The 19,247-nt window shown below is 71.3% G+C and carries 14 protein-coding genes and 3 pseudogenes; 7 read left to right on the top strand and 10 right to left on the bottom strand.

Annotated elements, in window-relative coordinates:
* The first annotated feature begins 37 nt into the window (after window positions 1-37).
* Window positions 38-418: a helix-turn-helix domain-containing protein gene (locus tag QQM39_RS10520; RefSeq protein ID WP_301996430.1), complete on the top strand. Its 381-nt coding sequence runs from the start codon at window positions 38-40 to the stop codon at window positions 416-418.
* A gap of 276 nt (window positions 419-694) precedes the next feature.
* Window positions 695-973, top strand: coding sequence for a hypothetical protein (locus QQM39_RS10515; RefSeq protein ID WP_301996429.1), 279 nt, complete (start codon window positions 695-697; stop codon window positions 971-973).
* On the opposite strand, the gene QQM39_RS10510 is transcribed toward QQM39_RS10515, so the two are convergent.
* The 5 genes and pseudogenes from QQM39_RS10510 to QQM39_RS10490 all read right to left on the bottom strand — a co-directional run bounded on the left by QQM39_RS10510 (window position 924) and on the right by QQM39_RS10490 (window position 10,655).
* Window positions 924-1,685: an SDR family NAD(P)-dependent oxidoreductase gene (locus tag QQM39_RS10510; protein ID WP_301996428.1), complete on the bottom strand. Its 762-nt coding sequence runs from the start codon at window positions 1,683-1,685 to the stop codon at window positions 924-926. The two genes, QQM39_RS10515 and QQM39_RS10510, sit on opposite strands and share 50 nt — an antisense overlap.
* Window positions 1,686-1,717: 32 nt before the next feature.
* Window positions 1,718-2,587, bottom strand: coding sequence for an Fpg/Nei family DNA glycosylase (locus QQM39_RS10505; protein ID WP_301996427.1), 870 nt, complete (start codon window positions 2,585-2,587; stop codon window positions 1,718-1,720).
* 97 nt (window positions 2,588-2,684) lie between these two features.
* Window positions 2,685-7,702, bottom strand: a pseudogene (locus tag QQM39_RS10500) (ATP-dependent helicase).
* A 545-nt stretch (window positions 7,703-8,247) separates the two neighbouring features.
* Window positions 8,248-9,192: a hypothetical protein gene (locus tag QQM39_RS10495; protein WP_301996426.1), complete on the bottom strand. Its 945-nt coding sequence runs from the start codon at window positions 9,190-9,192 to the stop codon at window positions 8,248-8,250.
* A gap of 1,127 nt (window positions 9,193-10,319) precedes the next feature.
* Window positions 10,320-10,655: a hypothetical protein gene (locus tag QQM39_RS10490; RefSeq protein WP_301996425.1), complete on the bottom strand. Its 336-nt coding sequence runs from the start codon at window positions 10,653-10,655 to the stop codon at window positions 10,320-10,322.
* 214 nt (window positions 10,656-10,869) lie between these two features.
* Here QQM39_RS10490 and QQM39_RS10485 point away from each other — a divergent pair, with 214 nt between their 5' ends.
* From QQM39_RS10485 to QQM39_RS10475, 3 genes are all read left to right on the top strand, one after another.
* Complete coding sequence (locus QQM39_RS10485; protein WP_301996424.1) at window positions 10,870-11,466, top strand: YceI family protein; 597 nt, start codon at window positions 10,870-10,872, stop codon at window positions 11,464-11,466.
* A gap of 86 nt (window positions 11,467-11,552) precedes the next feature.
* Window positions 11,553-11,813, top strand: coding sequence for a hypothetical protein (locus QQM39_RS10480; protein WP_301996423.1), 261 nt, complete (start codon window positions 11,553-11,555; stop codon window positions 11,811-11,813).
* Between the two features lie 372 nt (window positions 11,814-12,185).
* Window positions 12,186-12,605 carry a hypothetical protein gene (locus QQM39_RS10475; protein WP_301996422.1) on the top strand — a complete coding sequence of 140 codons (420 nt, stop codon included), beginning with the start codon at window positions 12,186-12,188 and terminating at the stop codon, window positions 12,603-12,605.
* Window positions 12,606-12,690: 85 nt separating this feature from the next.
* Here QQM39_RS10475 and QQM39_RS46150 read toward each other — a convergent pair.
* From QQM39_RS46150 to QQM39_RS10455, 5 genes and pseudogenes are all read right to left on the bottom strand, one after another.
* A pseudogene (locus tag QQM39_RS46150) lies at window positions 12,691-12,876 on the bottom strand (metal ABC transporter permease); the annotation flags it as partial.
* Window positions 12,877-12,921: 45 nt separating this feature from the next.
* Window positions 12,922-13,056 carry a hypothetical protein gene (locus QQM39_RS10470; RefSeq protein WP_301996421.1) on the bottom strand — a complete coding sequence of 45 codons (135 nt, stop codon included), beginning with the start codon at window positions 13,054-13,056 and terminating at the stop codon, window positions 12,922-12,924.
* A gap of 702 nt (window positions 13,057-13,758) precedes the next feature.
* Window positions 13,759-15,000: a protein kinase gene (locus QQM39_RS10465; RefSeq protein WP_301996420.1), complete on the bottom strand. Its 1,242-nt coding sequence runs from the start codon at window positions 14,998-15,000 to the stop codon at window positions 13,759-13,761.
* A 243-nt stretch (window positions 15,001-15,243) separates the two neighbouring features.
* Window positions 15,244-15,813, bottom strand: a complete 570-nt coding sequence (locus QQM39_RS10460; RefSeq protein ID WP_301996419.1) for a hypothetical protein — start codon at window positions 15,811-15,813, stop codon at window positions 15,244-15,246.
* A 99-nt stretch (window positions 15,814-15,912) separates the two neighbouring features.
* A pseudogene (locus QQM39_RS10455) lies at window positions 15,913-16,190 on the bottom strand (hypothetical protein).
* A gap of 899 nt (window positions 16,191-17,089) precedes the next feature.
* On the opposite strand from QQM39_RS10455, the gene QQM39_RS10450 reads away from it, so the two are divergent.
* Together QQM39_RS10450 and QQM39_RS10445 are read left to right on the top strand one after the other, a co-directional pair.
* Window positions 17,090-18,538: an alkaline phosphatase PhoX gene (locus QQM39_RS10450; protein ID WP_301996418.1), complete on the top strand. Its 1,449-nt coding sequence runs from the start codon at window positions 17,090-17,092 to the stop codon at window positions 18,536-18,538.
* A gap of 126 nt (window positions 18,539-18,664) precedes the next feature.
* On the top strand, window positions 18,665-19,243 hold the full coding sequence (locus tag QQM39_RS10445; protein ID WP_301996417.1) for a carbonic anhydrase: 579 nt from the start codon (window positions 18,665-18,667) through the stop codon (window positions 19,241-19,243).
* Window positions 19,244-19,247 lie beyond the last annotated feature (4 nt).

Genomic DNA, 19,247 nt, shown 5'->3' with positions numbered 1-19,247 from the left:
AAGGATGCGGCTACGCGGTCCGAGGAGGGAGCCACCGATGATTCTGCTCCGTCGCCTGCTGGGTGACGTGCTGCGTCGGCAGCGCCAGCGCCAGGGCCGTACTCTGCGCGAAGTCTCCTCGTCCGCCCGAGTCTCACTCGGCTATCTCTCCGAGGTGGAGCGGGGGCAGAAGGAGGCTTCCTCCGAGCTGCTCGCCGCGATCTGCGACGCGCTGGACGTACGGATGTCCGAGCTCATGCGGGAAGTGAGCGACGAGCTCGCCCTCGCCGAGCTGGCCCAGTCTGCAGCGGCCACTCCCAGCGAGCCTGTACGCACATCGGTGCGACCGATGCTGGGTTCCGTGTCGGTGACCGGTGTGCCACCGGAACGGGTGACCATCAAGGCGCCTTCCGAGGCGGTGGACGTGGTTGCCGCGTGACGGTGACGCCGGTGCGTGTGGGCTGACCACGCGCAGAGTTGTGTGAGGCCCCGGCCAGGGCTTCTCCAGGGAGACCTGGGGCAGTGCGGTCGGGGTTTCGTGCTGTACGGACCCTTTCGGGGTCCGTTTGCCGGTATGTGACCCGACGGTCATGGTGGAGGGTGTGACGGCGCCCCACGCGCTGTGACGACGTTGGCCCGCGCTGCATCCGTGTGCCGTTGATGCGCCCTCCCGGCGGGTGAACGGGCGGCCTAGCCTCGGGCTGGAGGTGGGTGGATGGCACGGCCGATAGCGCGCTGGGGGGTGGCCCTCGCGTTCGCGGCGCTGTGGTGGTGGGCCGTGCTGCGGCTCGCGCTGGCGCCGGACGCAGGAGTGCTGGAGGGGGCCGTCGCCGCCGGAGGGTGGGGGTTGAGTCTGTTGCCGGTGCACTGTGTGCCGAAGGCGCGGGCAGCGGGGGCCGTCGACCCGCGGCGGTGGGCAGAAGCCTGGCGGGCGGGGCGAGCTATCACGGCATCGCCACACCGCCGTTCGGACGCAGGATCTGCCCCGTCGTGAAGGCCGAGGCGTCGGACGCCAGGTGCAGCACGGCGTGGGCTATGTCCTCCGGTTCGCCGACCCGGCCCAGCGGCGAGAGCCGGGCCATGAACGCCTCGGTCCGGTTCTGCGCCGCGGTGCCGTGGCGGTCGGTCATGGGAGTGCGGATCCAGCCCGGGGCGACCGCGTTGACGCGGATGCCGTGCGGGCCCATCTCCGCCGCCAGCGTCTTCGTCAGTTGCACGACCGCTGCCTTGGCCGCGCCGTAGCAGAGCAGGCCGGGGCCGCCGGTGTCGACGGCGCCGGAGGCCATGGTGATGATGCTGCCCTTCGTGTGCCGCGCGAGCATCGCGTGGGCGGCCTCCTGGCAGGCGTACAGCACTCCCTTGAAGTTGACGTTCAGTACCCGGTCGAGGTCCTCGTCGCGGGTCTCCAGGACCGGGCTGCTGTGCATGATCCCGGCGACCGCGGCCATCACGTCGAGCCGCTCGCAGGTGGCGACGGCTCGGCGGAGCTGTTCGCGGTCGGTGACGTCGAGGTGGTGGGTGCGGGCGGTGCCGCCGCTCGCCTTGATCAGGGTCGCCGTGTCGTGCAGTCCTTGTGCGTCGCGGTCGGCGCAGTGCACTGCGGCGCCGGCCTCGGCGAGCAGGAGGGCCGAGGCGCGGCCGATGCCGCTGGCGGCGCCGGTGACGAATGCGGTGCGTCCGGTGAGGTCGTACGCCTTCACGGCCATGAAGGGACGGTACGAGGGTTTCTGACAGGGCGTCAATTGGTGGGGCGGTGCTGAGTTCTGCGTGACGGGGCGGCGCCGGGTGTCGTGCTCGGTGCCGGGCCCGCCTGGCAGTTCGGGCACCAGTAGGTGGGGCGCTCGCGGGAGCCGTCGCCCTGGTCGGCCGCGCGGATCGGGGTGTCGCAGCGCAGGCAGGGGCGGTTGGCACGGCCGTACACGAAGAGGTCCTGGCCGCGGCGGCCCGTCGTACTGCGGATCGGGCGGTCGCGGTTGGCTTCCAGGAGCTTCTTGGCGAGTACGGGGAGTTGGGCGGTGTGTTCGGCGGGGAGTGCGCCTACGGGGAGCCAGGGGGTGACGTTGAGCAGGAAGCAGAGCTCGCTCTTGTAGACATTGCCGATGCCGGCGAGGTTGCGCTGGTCCAGCAGGGCCTCGCCGAGGGGGCGGGCGGGGTCCGTGAGGAGGTTGGCGAGGGCACGGTCGGGGTCCCAGTCCGGGCCCAGCAGGTCGGGGCCGAGGTGGCCGACGGCACGGTGCTCTTCGGTGGTGCGCAGGAGGTCCAGAACGGGGAGGCGGTAGCCGACGGCCGTGCGGGCCGGGTGGGCGTCGGTTGCGGGGGCGGCGGCGAGGATCACGCGGATCTGGTGGGCGGGGCCGCCGGTCCAGCGCTGCTGGTCGGCGTAGACCTTCCAGGAGCCTTCCATGCCTAGGTGCGAGTGCACGGTGAGGCCGCCCTCGATGCGGGTGAGGAGGTGCTTGCCGCGTGGGGTGACGTCCAGGACGGTGCGGCCCGTGAGGTCGACCGTGGCGTACTTCGGCACCCGGAAGTCGGTGCGGGTCAGCGTCTTGCCTGCGAGCGCCGTGTGCAGCCGTCTCGCGGTCTGCCAGACCGTGTCTCCTTCGGGCATGGGTCCAGGGTGGCATGGGGCGAGGAGGCGGGGGTGGGGGCGTGGTGCGGGTCGCGTCGGGGTGGGTGGGCTGAGGGGTTAGGCCGAAGGGATTGGGTCAGGCGCGTAGGCGTAGGCCTCGGGGTGTTGCGATGAAGCCTGCTCCTTCCAGGAGGGCGCCTATGGGGGAGGTCAGGGCCGAGGCGCCGTTCACGCGCTCCACCGTGACCGTGCCGAGGGAGCCCGCGCGGGCGGCTGTGGCGAGGGCCTCCGCTGCCGTGTGCAGGCGGGGGTCGTCGGCGGGGTCGGTGTCGGGGGCCGAGGGCCAGGCCAGCAGTGTCTTGCCGCCGCGCTCCATGTAGAGGGTCAGTTCGCCGTCGACAAGCACTACGAGGGAGCCCGCCTTGCGGCCTGGCTTGTGGCCGGCGCCGGTCGGGGGCTCCGGCCAGGGGAGGGCGGCGCCGTATGCGTTCGCCGGGTCGGCGGCGGCGAGGACGACGGCTCGGGTGTCGGCCGTGGGGCGGGTGCGGCGGGAGGCGAAGCCGGGGCCCGAGCCGGGGCCGGGGCCGTACGGGGGGCCGCCGTTGTGCCGGGTGGGGCCTTGGGAGGTGCGTGGGCCGCGCTGGGGGGCAGGTCGCGGGGGGAGGCGTAGTCGCCGGGGCCCAGGTGGGCGTCCAGGAAGTCGTGGTCGAGGTCCGGGATGTCGTAGGTGGGGGTGCCGTCGGGGCTGTCGTACATGGGGGTGCTGCCCTGGTCGGCCGTGGCCTTGTTGCCCTGGTCGGCTCCCGTGGTGCCGAAGCCGTCGGGGGAGCCGTACGTGTCAGATGCGCCGAAGCCGTCGGGGGCACCGCTGGTGGCGGGGGTGCTCGGGGCGGGCAGGCCGTCGCCTCGGTCGCGGGCGTTGGCCACCGCGCGGAGGCGGTCGACCGCGCCGTCCATCGCGAACTGGGCGGCGCCGAGCCCTTCGACCACGTAGCCGCGGCGCGCCTGGCCGCTGTCCTCGAAGGCGGACAGGATGCGGTACGTCGCCGAGAAGCCGCCCTCGACGCCCTCCGCGGTGACCGCTCCCCGGGTCACCACGCCGTGCCGGTCGAGGAGGGTGCGGGCCAGGGCGTGGGCGCGGACGGTGGGGTCGGGTTCGTGCGCCGGGAGCAGGGACCAGCGGCCGGCGACAGTTGGCGGGCCGGTGCGGGAGGCGGGGCGTGCGGCGGCCGTGAGGGAGCCGTAGCGGCCGCGCGGGACCGTGCGCTTGGCGCGGTGGGCGGTGGAGCCCGCGGTGCGGCCCGAGCCCAGCAGGGAGCGCATGGGTGCGAGCGTGTCGTTCGTCAGGCGGCCGGACCAGGCCAGGTCCCAGACGGCGTCGGCGAGTTGGGGGTCGGTGACGTCGGGGTGGGTGGTGGCGCGGATCTGGTCGGCTATCTGGCGGAAGAACAGGCCGTAGCCGCCGGACAGCGTGTCGAGGACGGACTGGTGCAGTGCCGTCAGCTCCAGGGGGTGGGGCTGCGGCAGGAGCAGGGGGGCCGCGTCCGCCATGTAGAGGGAGACCCAGCCGTCCTTGCCGGGGAGCGAGCCGGCTCCGGCCCAGACGACCTCGCCGGCCGCGGTCAGTTCGTCGAGCATCGCGGGGGTGTAGCTCGCGACACGGGACGGCAGGACGAGCTTCTCCAGGGCGGACGCCGGCACGGACGCGCCCTGCAACTGCTCGATGGCGCGGACCAGTCCGTCGATGCCGCGTAGCCCGTGGCCCTTGCCGATGTGCTGCCACTGGGGCAGGAACTGCGCGAGCGCGGCCGGTGGCACCGGCTCCAGTTCATGACGCAGCGCGGCGAGGGAGCGGCGGCGGAGGCGGCGCAGGACCGTGGCGTCGCACCACTCCTGGCCGATGCCGGCCGGGTGGAACTCGCCTTGTACGACACGGCCGCTCGCTGCCAGCCGCTGGAGGGCACCGTCCGTGACCGCGGCGCCCAGGCCGAAGCGGGCCGCTGCTGTGGCCGACGTGAACGGGCCGTGGGTGCGGGCATAGCGGGCGAGGAGGTCGCCGAGCGGGTCCTTGACCGGTTCGGTGAAGGCCTCGGGGACGCCGACCGGCAGGGCCGTGCCGAGGGCGTCGCGCAGGCGGCCCGCGTCCTCGATCGCCGCCCAGTGGTCGGTGCCCGCGATGCGGACCTTGATGGCGCGGCGGGCGGCGGCCAACTCCTGGGCCCAGTGCGGCTCGGCGCCCCGCTCGGCCAGCTCGGCGTCGGTGAGCGGGCCGAGGAGACGGAGGACGTCGGCGACGCCTTCGACGTCCTTGACGCGGCGGTCCTCGGTGAGCCACTGGAGTTCCTGTTCCAGCTCGGTCAGCACCTCGGCGTCGAGCAGTTCGCGCAGCTCCGCCTGGCCGAGCAGCTCGGCCAACAGGCGCGAGTCCAGCGACAGGGCGGCGGCGCGGCGCTCGGCGAGCGGGGAGTCTCCCTCGTACAGGAACTGGGCGACGTACCCGAAGAGGAGGGAGCGTGCGAACGGGGACGGTTCGGGGGTGGTGACCTCGACGAGGCGCACCTTGCGGGACTCGAGGTCGCCCATGAGCTCGGTCAGGCCCGGGACGTCGAAGACGTCCTGCAGGCATTCGCGGACCGCTTCCAGGACGATCGGGAAGGAGCCGAACTCGCTGGCCACCTGGAGCAGCTGGGCGGCGCGCTGGCGCTGCTGCCACAGGGGGGTGCGCTTGCCGGGGTTGCGGCGCGGCAGCAGTAGCGCGCGGGCGGCGCACTCGCGGAAGCGGGACGCGAACAGGGCCGAGCTGCCCACCTGGTCGGTGACGAGCTGGTCGACGTCGCCCTTGTCGAACACGACGTCCACCGCGCCGACGGGTGCCTGGTCGGCGTCGTACTCCGTGCCGGCCTTCGTCGGTTCCTGGTCAAGGAGGTCCAGGCCCATGAGGTCGGCGTCGGGCAGGCGCAGCACGATGCCGTCGTCGGCATGCATGACCTGCGCGTCCATGCCGTACCGCTCGGAGAGCTTCGCGCCGAGGGCGAGTGCCCAGGGGGCGTGGACCTGGGCGCCGAAGGGGGAGTGCACGACGACCCGCCAGTCGCCGAGTTCGTCGCGGAAGCGCTCGACGACGATCGTGCGGTCGTCCGGGACGTGGCCACAGGCCTCGCGCTGCTCGTCCAGGTACGAGAGGACGTTGTCGGCCGCCCAGGCGTCCAGGCCGGCGGTGAGGAGACGGAGCCGGGCGTCCTCCTTGGGCAGTGAGCCGACCTCGCGCAGGAACGCGCCCACCGCGCGGCCCAGTTCGAGCGGGCGGCCCAGCTGGTCGCCCTTCCAGAAGGGAAGCCTGCCCGGTACGCCCGGGGCGGGGGAGACCAGGACGCGGTCGCGGGTGATGTCCTCGATGCGCCAGGAGCTGGTGCCGAGCGTGAAGACGTCGCCCACTCGGGACTCGTACACCATCTCCTCGTCGAGCTCGCCGACCCTGCCGCCGCCCTTCTTGGGGTCGGCTCCGGCGAGGAATACCCCGAAGAGGCCGCGGTCGGGGATCGTGCCCCCGGAGGTGACGGCCAGTCGCTGTGCGCCGGGGCGGCCGGTGATCGTGCCGGCGACGCGGTCCCAGACCACGCGCGGGCGAAGCTCCGCGAAGGCGTCGGACGGGTAGCGGCCGGCGAGCATGTCGAGGACCGCGGTGAAGGCGGATTCGGGGAGGGACGCGAAGGGGGCGGCCCGGCGGACGGCTGCGAGGAGGTCGTCGAACTGCCAGGTGTCCATCGCCGTCATGGCGACGACCTGCTGGGCGAGGACATCCAGGGGGTTGGCCGGGACCTTGAGGGACTCGATGGACCCGGTGCGCATACGTTCGGTGACCACGGCTGCCTGGACGAGGTCGCCGCGGTACTTCGGGAAGACCACGCCGGTGGAGACAGCGCCGACCTGGTGGCCTGCGCGGCCCACGCGTTGGAGGCCGGAGGCGACGGAGGGGGGTGATTCGACCTGGACGACGAGGTCGACGGCGCCCATGTCGATGCCCAGTTCGAGGCTGGAGGTCGCTACGACTGCGGGGAGGCGGCCGGCCTTGAGGTCCTCTTCGACGAGGGCGCGCTGTTCCTTGGAGACCGAGCCGTGGTGGGCGCGGGCGATGACGGGCGGTGCGCCCTGGGCCGCGCCCGAGCCGCCCATGAGCTCGGCCGGGGCGTGGTGCTCGTCCAGGGTTTCGCCGGTGGCCCGCTCGTAGGCGATCTCGTTGAGGCGGTTGCACAGGCGCTCCGCGAGGCGGCGGGAGTTGGCGAAGACGATCGTGGAGCGGTGGGCCTGGACGAGGTCGGTGATGCGTTCTTCGACGTGGGGCCAGATCGAGGGGCGTTCTGCGCCTGCGCCGTCGGCGCCGTCGGCGACCGGGGAGCCGCCGAGTTCGGCGAGATCCTCGACGGGCACCACGACCGAGAGGTCGAACTCCTTGCCCGACTTCGGCTGGACGATCTCCACCTTGCGGCGGGGGGAGAGGTAACGGGCCACCTCGTCGACCGGGCGGACGGTCGCGGAGAGGCCGATGCGGCGGGCCGGCCTCGGGAGGAGCTCGTCCAGGCGCTCCAAGGACAGCGCGAGGTGGGCGCCGCGCTTGGTGCCCGCCACCGCGTGGACCTCGTCCAGGATCACCGTCTCGATGCCGGTCAGGGCGTCGCGTGTCGCTGACGTCAGCATCAGGAAGAGGGATTCCGGGGTGGTGATCAGGATGTCCGGGGGGCGGGTCGACAGGGCTCGGCGCTCTGCGGCGGGGGTGTCACCCGAGCGGATGCCGACCTTTACTTCGGGCTCGGGCAGGCCCAGGCGTACGGATTCCTGGCGGATGCCGGTCAGGGGGCTGCGGAGGTTGCGCTCCACGTCGACGGCCAGGGCCTTGAGGGGGGAGACGTAGAGGACCCGGCAGCGCTTCTTGGGGTCGGCGGGTGGGGGTGTGGAGGCCAGCTGGTCCAGGGCTGCGAGGAACGCGGCCAGGGTCTTGCCGGAGCCGGTGGGGGCGACCACCAGCACGTCCGAGCCCTCGCGGATGGCCTGCCACGCGCCTGCCTGGGCTGCGGTGGGCGCGGAGAAGGCGCCCGTGAACCAGCCGCGGGTCGCGGGGGAGAAGCCGGTGAGGGCTCGGTGCGCGTTGCTGACCATGCGTCCATCCTGCACCCGGGGACTGACAATGGGGCTGAGCTGGGGAAATGCCGTTGGGGTGGGGCGGGTGGGGGTGCGCGTGGGTGCCTGCGGCGGCCTGTGCGGCCTTGGTTGGGGGTGCGCGTGGCGCCTGCGGGTGGGTTGTGGGTCGGGGCCGTGCCGGGGGGTGTCCGTCCTCGGTCCGGTGGTGGGCGTTGGGCGAGAGGTGCCGTTTCTTGACACCGGACTCTGCGGGCGGACACCCCCCGGCACGTCCCCTTCCCGCCGTGGGCGGCTGCGGGCCCGTGGGGGTGTGCGCCCAGCCGTTCGCTGTCGCGACGATGGGGGTGTGGCAGGTTCGGGCGAGAGGGCGCGGCACTGGCGGTATGCCGGGTTGCCTGGAGTCGATCTGCTGCGGACCCAGTGCATGTCATCGTCGGGCTGCTGGCGCTGGACGCTACGGCGGCTGGAGCCGCTGCCGTTGGGGTGGCGCGCGCCTCGTTCCTGATCGTCGGGGCGGCCGTGGGGTGACGGTGGGGGTGCGGGCGATGGGTGGGTGAGGCGGGTCAGCCGATGTGGCGGCCGTATGCCCTCAGCGTGCGCAGCGCCTCGATCGTCACCATGGGGCGGGCCTCCAGGGCGGTGCCCGGCGCCCACCGGCGCCAGTTGATCGGCCAGCCTCCGTCCTCCTGCTGTTCGCCGGCGAGGTGGTCGAGGGAGCGGCTCATCTCGTCGTCCGTGAACCACGCGCGCGCGAGGGAGCGCGGTGTCCGCGCGTAGTCGTGCGGGAAGTGGTGCTCGTCGGGGGCGTAGCCGGGGGAGACCGGGTACGCGTCGAGGTTGTCCGGGTCCAGGGCTGCGAGGCGCTGTTCGCGCACCAGGCGGCCCAGTCGGTCGGCGGCTGCCTCCGCGCGCGTGCGGTCCGGAGCGGAGTCCAGGAAGGCCACGGCGGCCTCGATCTCGTACGGATGGGACTCCTCCAGGGATTCGACCGCCTGCCAGCAGAAGTCCGTGGCCCGGAACAGCCAGGCGTGCCACACCTCGTTGCGGTGCAGCAGACCGACCACCGGCCCGGTGGCCAGGAGCGAGCTGGGCGGGTCGTTCACGATCGGGATGAAGGGAGCCGCGGGGTAGCCGCGCTGGCTGGGGTGGATCGCCGGGAGGGCGCCGTCCGCGGTGGAGACCGACGTGAGGTAGCGGCATACGCGATCCACGCGCTGCCCGCCGCAGCGTTCGATGACGTCCAGGACGCGCAGTGCGTGGCCGGTGTGCAGTGGCTGGCTGACCGGGCCGCGTAGATCGGGCTCCAGCGCGTGGCCGTACCCGCCGTCCTCGTTGCGGTAGGCGTCCAGCGCGGTCTCCACCGCGTCGGCGGCGCCGTTCAGGAAGTGATACGCGAAGAGGCGCTGTTCGAGCACGCGCGCGGTGAGCCAGACGAACTGCTCGGCGCGGAAGAGGGGGGAGTGCGCAGGGGGCGTCGGGGGGAGTGCGGAAGCTCCTGTTTCGGCCATGCGTCAGACCGTAGGGCGGAAAGCGGTCTCGGTAAGCGGTCCCGGCGCAGGCCCACTCTCAGGGGCGGGATACTGGACGCATGCGGTTGACGGTCTTCTGGGAGCGGAAGACTTGCCGACCTGCGGCGATATACGTGAGTCGGCGCTGTGACCTGCACTGTTGCGCGGAATCGAAAGCCCTACGCGTCCCGGCCTGTCCCGCCGCCGAGAGCTTGGGGCAACTGCATTCCGAGCTGGGCCTGCAGCACCCCTTGCTGGGACGTCCTTGATCAGTGGTTGCTCGGGTCCACTGGGCTGTTGGTCATCGACGCCGTCGATGCAGCACGGGGCGATGCGTAATCAGCCTTGTGGCGATGGGGGATCAGTGAGGTTCGCCGGCGGTTGCCGAAGTGGCGGGTGGTCGCATCCATCCGGCCGTGGGATCTGCAGCATTCGACTCAGTTGCGTCAGCTCTTTGCAGCCGCTCCGGTGCTTTTGGAGGATCTTGAGGACGATGACCTAGACCAGGTAGTTGTGGGCTTCACAGCTCTGGCTGACCTCCTGGCTCAGTCAATATCTGGCGTGGCGACACTGTTGCGTAACCCCTTCCGCCTCCGTCTTGCCGCCGAACTCTTGCTGGAAGGCGTGAGCGTGACGGAACTCGGGCGGGTGGGAAGCCGGCTGGACCTCCTTCGTCGCTATTGGCAACACAGAGTCGGCGATGGGGCAGACGGTCTCTCACGCGTGGCGGTGCTGACCCGTTTCTGTGAGATGGCGGTCGAGGGGCGGCGTCTTGCGCTCAGCACCCAGGTCATCGTAGGTAGCGATACGGCCGCCGCTTCGGTGCTGGATACCTTGCTGTCACGAGCCGTTCTTAAGCGTCGCCCCGGTCTCCCCGGAGGCCCGGAAACAGGGCCCGTGGAGTTTTCGCACCATGTTCTCTTTGATTACGCGGTGGCCGTCTCTTTGTTCGGCTCATCCGACGAAGCACTGGTCGATCGTTTGCAGGCCGACCCTGACGCTGCGCTGTTCGCACGACCGAGCATCGACATGCATCTGGAACGGCTATGGGTAGCGGGGCCGGAACGCTTCGCTCGGCGATGGCCTGCAGCCCGCCATGATGTCTCGCTTGCGTCCGCCCTGCCTGTCTACAGGCCACGGGACAGCAGGATCTCGTGGGCCAGGCGGGCACCGCGGCCGCCGTCGGCCGCCCCGTTGCCCGGGGACGGTTCGAGGCCCTCGGCCAGGGCCCGTACGGCCGCGGTCAGCGTCTCCACGCGCTGTTCCAGGTTCCGCACCCGGTGCTCCAGGGTGTCGTGGGTCTCCTGTGTACCGTCGGCGCTCGTGGTGTCACGGCCGGTTCTTCGGCGTTCCGCATGATCGCCTCCGGCATGGTCTTGTTCACTGAATACATCGCGGACCGTCGTCATCTGGGCCAGCCGGCCGTAGGCCGAGTACCCCGCCCGCTCTGGGAGGCGCCCCATGCCCTCGATGTCGCGCTCGGCGGCAGGGACGCTGAATGGGCAGGCACATGTGACGGGTACAGGCCCGTCGCCCCCCTTCGGCTTCTCGCGGTGCCTGTCGGCACCGACCGCGATCCGGATCTCCGGCTCCGATGCGACGTCACCTCGCGTCATGGGGACACGCCGACCGGACATCGTCGACCGCCCCGGCCTGGCCCGCCCGTACCCTCGCACTGTGACGCTGACCGACGGAACGTACCGACTCGGGCCGTCGACAGGCCGCCTCTTGATCAAGACCGGCCGCGCCGGGCTGGGACGCCGGGCGGGGCACGACCTCACCATCGAAGCCACCCAGTGGTCCGGGGAGGCCATCGTGGCCGTCGATGACCCCGACAGGTCGTCCGTGAGTGTGACGGTAGAGACGGACTCGCTGGAGGTCCGGGAAGGAGCCGGCGGACTGAAAGCACTCACAGACGCCGACCGGGCCGAGATCAAACGGACACTGACAGACAAGGCCCTGCTGCACACCGCAGAGCATCCCACGATCACCTTCCGCTCCACCCGCATCACGGGAACCCCGCTCTCCTTCGAGATCACCGGGGAACTCACCATCAAGGGACGCACCCACCCGGTGACGGTGCACGGCAAGGGAAGCGACGCCGGGCCATTGCACGGCTGGGCGACGGTCACGCAGTCCGCCTGGGGAATCAAGCCCTACACCGCGTTCTTGGGCGCGCTGCGGCTGGCCGACGACGTCCGGGTGGAATTCGAGGCGGCCAGGCTCGAACCGGCGGATGGCACCGATTTGCCGCCACGCGCGGGCCAGGCGTGAGAGCCGCGCCGGCCGAACACAGCCACCCGCCCGCAAAGGCCGCACTCGGATCGGCCCCCTGGCCTCCTACGGTGGCGGCATGAGTCGTGTACGAACTCGACAAGCCGGTGGCTCCACGCGCCTCCCCGGGGATCCGGGGTGGCGAGGAACGGCACGTCCGCAAGGTGCACGCGGCGCCCACCGCGCCGGGGGAGCCCGCCGCCACGGGCCCGCGGACCCTCTGTGGGAAAGACACCTTCGCGATGGAAACGGGCTCCCAGGTCACCGAGCCCCCTGAGGTGCCCTGGTATCCCGGGCAATACGCATGCGTGGTCTGCCCCGACTGCGATGCGGTGATCGAGACCTGACGTGCGTCCTGCAGTCTGACCCGGTTCTCCCGCTGACGCGGGGCCGCCCTACGCCGCCTTGAGCAACCTGGGCCGAGCGGTTGCCCTGCTCGCCCAGGGTCGTCGTGCTGCGATGCAGAGGGCCGCGCGTGAGGCGTACCGGTGCAAGAGGGTGCCCCCGGACAGCGCGTGCCGGCACTGCCTGTCCCTGGGCGCCCCGGCCCCGGGACAGGAGCGACATGCTTCTCGCAGCTCATCCCACGCCCTGGGGCAGGCCAAGACGGTGGCGCTCCCAGCTCCGTGGCAGGCGTGCCGACGGCCGTCTGGTCCTCCTCCGCGGGCTTATCGGCGACGACGGCTCCTTGAGCGAGGATGGAGGGGAGGCGTTGAACGATGGCACGCATACACACCGACGGCGACCGCCTGGTCATCCGCTTGGCATGGTGGGAAAAGGCGGCCGCCCGCCGCGGTGACGTGCGCGTGCCGCTGACGGCTGTGCGCCGGGTGACGGTCGAACCCGACTGGTGGCGTGCTCTGCGCGGAACCCATAGGCGCGGCATCTGCATCCCCGGCAAGCTGTGCATCGGCACTCGGGGCCATCCGGACGGGGAGGATTTCGCGGCCGTGCGGCCCGGCAGGCCTGTGGTGTGCGTCGAACTCTGGCCCTCCGCGCTTTTCCGTCTTCTCGCCATCTCCGCGCGTGCCGATCCGGAAGCCGAGGCCACGGCGGAGAGGCTCCGCCGGGCCGCACCGAAGATCGACAGATCCACGCCTTGGCGCCAACCGCTACCTGTGTCCGAAGAATCGGAATGAGCACAGGAGGCCTCCCAGCCTGCGCCGTGCCCCTCCCCGTCGATCCGGCTTGGCCGCTGTGTGGGGACAGTGCCCGGGAGACAAGGAAGACGGCGGCGACGACGAGGGTGATGGTGCCGCCAGCGTCGAGGTTCCAGTGGGTGGAGAGGGCGAGTCCAACGGCGCAGGAGCCGGTGCCGACGGCCGTCGACATCGGCAGGGTCGTGCCGATGCGGTCGGCCCACAGGCGGGCGGTGGCGGCGGGACCGACGATGAAGGCCATAGCGAGCATGACGCCGACTCCGGGTGTGGGTGGGACAGCGTGCTGCGCCGGGGGTTACTGGTCGCCGAGGACCTGCCGACGCTTGGGTTCGGCCTTGCGCGTGAGGGCGTTCGTCATCCGCACGGCGGTGACGGTGAACGCGATGCCGCCGACGACGAACAGCACCCTGGGCGATGACGCTGACGACATGGATGTCCTTGGTCGAGTTGGCGATGCCCAGCAGCACGAAGCCGCCACAGAATCAGGCGAACCAGATCCGGAACTTCTCGATTCTTACGGCCGTCTGCACGTCCCTGTAGCCGGACTTTGCTTCCCCTCTGCGGTGGTGCCGGGCATGTGCCGAATTGTGGCGTGCGGTGCAGGCATGCGGAGGGAGTGTGGCGTCATTGTGACGTAAGGCAAGTGCCGTTCTTCACGGAGGTGTTGACCCAGTGATGATCAGCCCTCACCCGTGACACTCCGGGGACAGGGCCCGCTGGAGAGAGTGACCCCCGACGGGGTCAAGGCGCCTGCACTCCAGGGGGAGGCAGCGGGCGTCAACGTGCAGGGGCAGGCTGGTTCCCCCCGTGACGGGTCTGCCCCTGCTCGAAGATGAAGGCCGGCCCTGGGTGCCCAACCGCGCAGTGGTACCCAGGGCCTTCTCTGTGGGTGGGTGACGGGGGCCGCCCCGGGCGTGGCGGCGATGGCCTGTTGGGCGAATGCGGCGGGTTCGATGCCTGAGTCCCCGTGACGCGGATGGAGTTGCCGACTGGTCATCGGTATCCGTGGACCCGGGGTTCCTCCGTGCCTGCTGATCCCCGCACGACCGCCCCGAACTGCTTCGGCAGGGCGGGGCGTTGCCTGTTGTCCAGTTCGGGAGCAGCCTCTCGGCTCGACCAGTCGGCCGCAGCCTCAGTCGTCGTCCTCTTCTTCCCGGTCCTTCTTCCGATCCTTCTCGGCCGCCTTGCGCCGCGCTTCCGCCTCCTTCTGCGCCCTTTCCGCGTCATAGCTGGGGGTGGCTGACGACGTGGTGGGCGTGGCTGTGGGCGACGGAGGTGCTGTGGTGGGTTGCTCGACGGCTGGTGAGGAGAACCGGGCGGGTGAGGTGCCAGTGGGGGCAGGCGAGCCGCCGCCCTCGTCACCCGGGGCCAGCGCCGTCCCGACGACGGCCGAGACGGCGAACAAGGCGACGCCGCCGACGGCGAGCAGCGCTCTGGGCGAGGCCCCGTAGCGCTTGCCAGGACGCGGCCGGGCCGGGCGGAGGCCCTCGGTGCGCGGGGTATTTGCCGGGGGCGGTGCCACCGGCATGGCGACCGCGCCACGCTCGTCGTGGGGAGCCGAGGGGGCGTATTCCGGCGGGTTCGTCAGCCAGGCGGCGGCCTGGTCGGCGGTGGGCCGTTGCGCCGGGTCCTTCGTCAGCAGACTGATGATGTAGTCGTCGAGCGGCCCGGGTATCTCGGGGCGCAGTCGGGAGGGCGGGACGGGCGCGGCGTCGACATGCTGCTGGACCACGGACAGGGCGGTGGCGCCGGTGAACGGCGGCTGGCCGGTGAGCAGTTCGTACAGCACGCAGCCCAGTGCGTACATGTCCGAGGCGGGCTGGGCGGGTCGGCCCAGGGCGCGCTCGGGCGCCAGGTAGGCGCTCGTGCCGAGGATCGCCCCGGTGGCGGTCAGCGTGGAGGCGGCGTCGTCGGCGAAGCGGGCGATCCCGAAGTCGGCGATCTTCACGGCGCGGTCGGCTGTCAGCATTACGTTGGCGGGCTTGATGTCGCGGTGGATCACGCCCTGGCGGTGCGCGGCGGCCAGGCCCGCGGCCATCTGGGCGCCGATCCGCGCCGTCTCGTGCGCCTTCAGGACGCCGCGTAGGGACCGTTCCTGGGCCAGGCTCCAGCCGTCGACCAGTTCCATGACCAGGTAGAGCTGCCCGTCGTGGGAACCGAAGTCGTAGATGCTGACGACGTGGGGGTGGTTGAGCCGGGCCGCGGTCTGCGCCTCCTGCCGGAAGCGTTCGCCGTCCGTCTCCGCGGCTTCGTCCGTACGCAGCACCTTCACGGCCACGTCCCGGCCCAGGATCTCGTCGGTGGCGCGCCACACCTCGCCCATCGCGCCCCGTCCCAGCGGAGTGTCCAGGCGATACCGATCCGCCACCAGCACGGCTACATCCCCCTTCGGCCCGGCAAAATGGGCAGCCAGCCTGCCCTGGAATCTGCCGGTATCCACGCAATTGCGCAAACAGGCGCCCAGCGTACAGAAGCCGCGACGAGGCGCGACGCCACCCCGCGCGGGCAGGCACGGGGACCGGCGCCGGCCTGACAGACGGCGCCCACGTGTTTCAGCGCCCCAGGTGCCGCGGCTGTCACACTCCTCGGCGAGTGCGGTTCGGCGTCATCGCCGACGTCAGCACCATGTGCAGGACCACTCGGCACCGGGCTCGTCGGGCGCCGGGCGGGAAGCGAGGCAGTCGGCCACGAGCCACTGGGCGTGCTCTGCTGCGGTGCGCACGGACTCGACGGTGGTGCCGAGCACCTGAGCGACCGCCGGGTCGTCCAGCCCGACGACCCCGCGCAGCAGCAGGGCATCCGCCAGGCCTGTCGGCAGAGCGGCCAGAGGGCGCCACACGTCATCCGGGATGCTGCTGCTTGAGCGAGCACCGGCGCGGTCCGGCTGCGGGCGCTGCGCCAGGTGTCTTCGGGCGAGGGACGCGGCCCATATGCGGAAGTCGGTTCCGTCGCCGTGGAAGGAGAGCATCCCGTGGGCGATGTCCCGCCACATGGCGGAGGCCGCCTCGGCGGCCTCCGCGCCGCTTCCCAGCCGGGCGGTCAGGTAGCCCAGCAGTGCCGGGTGCAGGCCGCGGTAGAGGGTCCTGAAGTCCTCCTCGCTCCCTTCACGAGCGCCGGCCACGGTGGCGGTGAGTTCCGGCTCGCGCGGCCTGGAGTGCCGTGGCCTTCGGTACCTGACTGCTGCCACGCCCCGCCTCTCGGTCCGACCGAGCGGCACGCACGGGTGCGAGATCCGCGCTCGGCAACGCTCCTGTCGCGTACTTCTGCGCGCGGACTCACAGATTTGTCACAGCAAAGGACTCAGCCGGTGGCCGTCGTGCACGTGGTCGACGTGGTCGACGTGGGGCACCGCGACGTGGCCGCAGCCTTCGCCGTGCTGGTGTCGTGGCCGTCGTGGGTGGTGTGTGCGGCGGCTTCGCACTCGTCGACGTGGTCGTCGTGGACGCAGTGCAGGTGACCGTCGTGGGCGTAGTCCACGTGGTCCTCGTGCGGGACGGCGACGTGGCCGCAGCCCGCACCGTGTTGATGTGTGTGGGCCGGGTGAGTGGCGTGTGCGGTGGTCATGGTGCATGTCCGGTCGGCGTTCGAAAGCCGGTTGGCGACCGCTGTGCGGGAGGGTACCGCTGCTTCCGTCGTCCTCCCGAACGCGCCGTGCCGCAGGACAGCGCCCCATATCGGCGCAGTCAGTCACGGACCGTGTCCGACCATCGGTGGGCATCCGCGGTGACACGCCCAGGCCCCGCTGGTGTTTCCGGGCTGGAGCCGGAGGTGATCAGCGGCGTTGCCGGTGAGGGACCCACAGGTAGTGGACGACGCTCTCGCCTGCGTCTGATACATCCGTCCGGCCAGTGAGTACGAAGCCCATGCCCTCGTAGATGCGTTGAGCGCGGGCGTTATCGGCGTGCCAGCGCCGCCGCCTTGACGGCCGCTCATAGCGGCTGCAAGGCCGGTCGGATGGCCCTCCGCGCGCCGTGCGACGAAGAAGAACGCGTCCGGAAGGGCAAGTCTCTGGCCTATACGGCCGCTGCCCTCTTCCCCGTGGCAAACGGCCGCTCCGCCGGGCTTCGGCGGCGTTCAGGATCGTTACAGCCGCCTCGATGTCATTCGCGGTTCCGAGGCGGATGGTGACGGCTCGATCGGCTGCCACGGTAGCCGTCCAGCGGCAGGCGTGGTCACCCCTGGGAATGCCGATGAGCCGTGCCGGGTCTTCATCGACGCGATGGACATGATTCTCGGCCGTGGTCCGACGGAGACCTTGACCGTGACGTCGCTTCCGTGCCCCGGTCGGCACTGAGGCGGACATATGTCTCGCGGATGAGAAACATGAGAACTGCACATTCATGACTTCTTCTTGGCTTCCGCTGAGGTTCTTCCCGGCTGGCCAGCATGGCGGAGCGCCGACCTCCCCTCAGTCGGCGAGCACCGCTCACCGCTTCGCACACTCCGATCGTCCGGGAGACGAGATGCCGCTGAACCGCAGGGAATTGCTGGGCCGATCGGCGCTGGCCGGCGCCGGGGTCATGCTCATCGGCAGTGTGGAGGCGCTGCTCACCGCGCCCGGCGCCGTCGCCGACACGGCCGCGACGGGCGGCGCCGTCGGCTACGGTCCGCTGGTCCCGGACCCGAAGGGGATCCTCGCTCTGCCCGAGGGCTTCTCCTACCGGATCCTGACCCGCACCGGCGTCACCACCCTGGAGTCCGGCCAGACCACCCCGAGCAACCATGACGGCACCGGTGCCTTCGCACTCGGCGGCGACGATGACGATGACGACGACGTGACCCTGCTGGTGAACAACCACGAGATCGACGACCCGCTGAGCGAGGCCGACGACCCCGTCCCGCACCTGGACGGCCTGGTCTACGACCCGGCGGCGGCCGGCGGCTGCACCGTCGTCGAGGTGTCCGACGACTCCGTACGCGAGTGGGTCGGCATCGCCGGCACCTCCACCAACTGCGCCGGCGGCGTCACCCCGTGGGGCACGTGGCTGACCTGCGAGGAGACCGAGGACAAGGCCGGCGTGGGCGGCATGACCAAGGACCACGGGTACGTCTTCGAGGTCGACCCCGTGCACGGCAGCGCGGCGAACCTCGACCCCAAGCCCATCAAGGCCCTGGGCCGGTACGCCCATGAGGCGGTCGTCGTCGACAAGAACCGCGGCCACCTGTACCTCACCGAGGACGCCTCCAAGCCCAACGGCCTGCTCTACCGCTGGACCCCGCCGGTCGGCTTCACCCACGGCCCGGGCAAGCTGCGGGCCCTGGCCGACAACGCGGGCGTGCTGGACGCGATGAAGTGCTTCGACGCCGCCGGGCAGTACGTCGACGACCTCTCCCGCGCGACGAAGGTCGGCACGGTCTACCGCGTGGACTGGGTGAAGGTCCCGGACCGCGACGCCGTGACCACCTCCGTGCGCAAGCAGTTCCTGGCCGGTGAGATCACCCGCTCCCGCAAGCTGGAGGGCATGTGGTGGGGCGACGGCGGCACGTACTTCGTCTCCAGCTACGCCCGCACCGAGAGCCCCGGCACCCCGCACGACGGCCAGGTGTGGTTCTACGACCCCCGCACCGGCACCATCACCCTCAAGGTGCTCCTCGCGGTCCACACCGACGTCTCCCAGGACGGTGCCTACGACGGCCCCGACAACATCACCGTCTCGCCGTTCGGCGGCCTGGTGATCGCCGAGGACGGCGAGGGCGTGTCGCACCTGTTCGGCGCCACCGCCGACGGCCAGACCTACCCCATCGCCCGCAACGAGCTGAACGTCGGCACCGCGGAGGCCCCGGAGTACAGCGAGTTCGCCGGTGTCACCTTCTCCGCGGACGGAAAGACGCTGTTCGCCAACATCCAGGACCCCGGCATCCTCGTCGCCATCACCGGCCCGTGGTCGGGCGACGACGGCGACGACGACTAGTTCCGCCGGTTCCCCCCTCCCCTCCGATTCCGCCCCCCACGGTTCCACCAGTTCGACGGCAGTGGCTCAACGGCGAGCCACTGACGACCCCTTGCCAGTGACACCTCTCCTCACGAGGAAGCTGACATGAAAACCCTCATCGCACACGCACGGACCTTCGCCCACTCCCAGGGCGCCGAACTGGGCGAACTGGCCGCAGGGCAGTCGCCGTACGCCCTCTTCATCACCTGCTCCGACTCACGCGTCATCCCCTCGCTCATCACCGGTGCCCGCCCCGGTGAGCTCTTCGAGCTGCGTACGGCGGGGAACATCGTCCCGCCCTACGACGCGGGTCCCACCTCCGAGGCCGCGACGATCGAGTACGCCGTCAAGGTGCTCGGTGTCTCCGACATCGTGGTCTGCGGGCACTCCCACTGCGGCGCGGTCGGCGCGCTGGTACGCGGCGACGATCTGTCGGCCGTGCCGGCGGTGCGCGAGTGGCTCGGGCACGCCGCCGTACTGCCGTCCGGCGCGCCGGACGACCCGCAGGTCGCCGAGGCGGTCCAGCACCACGTACTGGGGCAGGTGCTCCGGCTGGTGTCGTACCCGTGCGTCGAGACGCGCCTGCGGGACGAACGGCTGCGCGTCCACGCCTGGTTCTACGAGGTCCACACCGGCGGCGTGCTGGTGTACCGGGCCGAATCCGACTCCTTCGAGACGCTGTGAGGCA

The organism is Streptomyces sp. DT2A-34 (genome assembly GCF_030499515.1).
Classification (GTDB): domain Bacteria; phylum Actinomycetota; class Actinomycetes; order Streptomycetales; family Streptomycetaceae; genus Streptomyces.
This window is presented reverse-complemented; position numbering and strand designations above follow the sequence as displayed.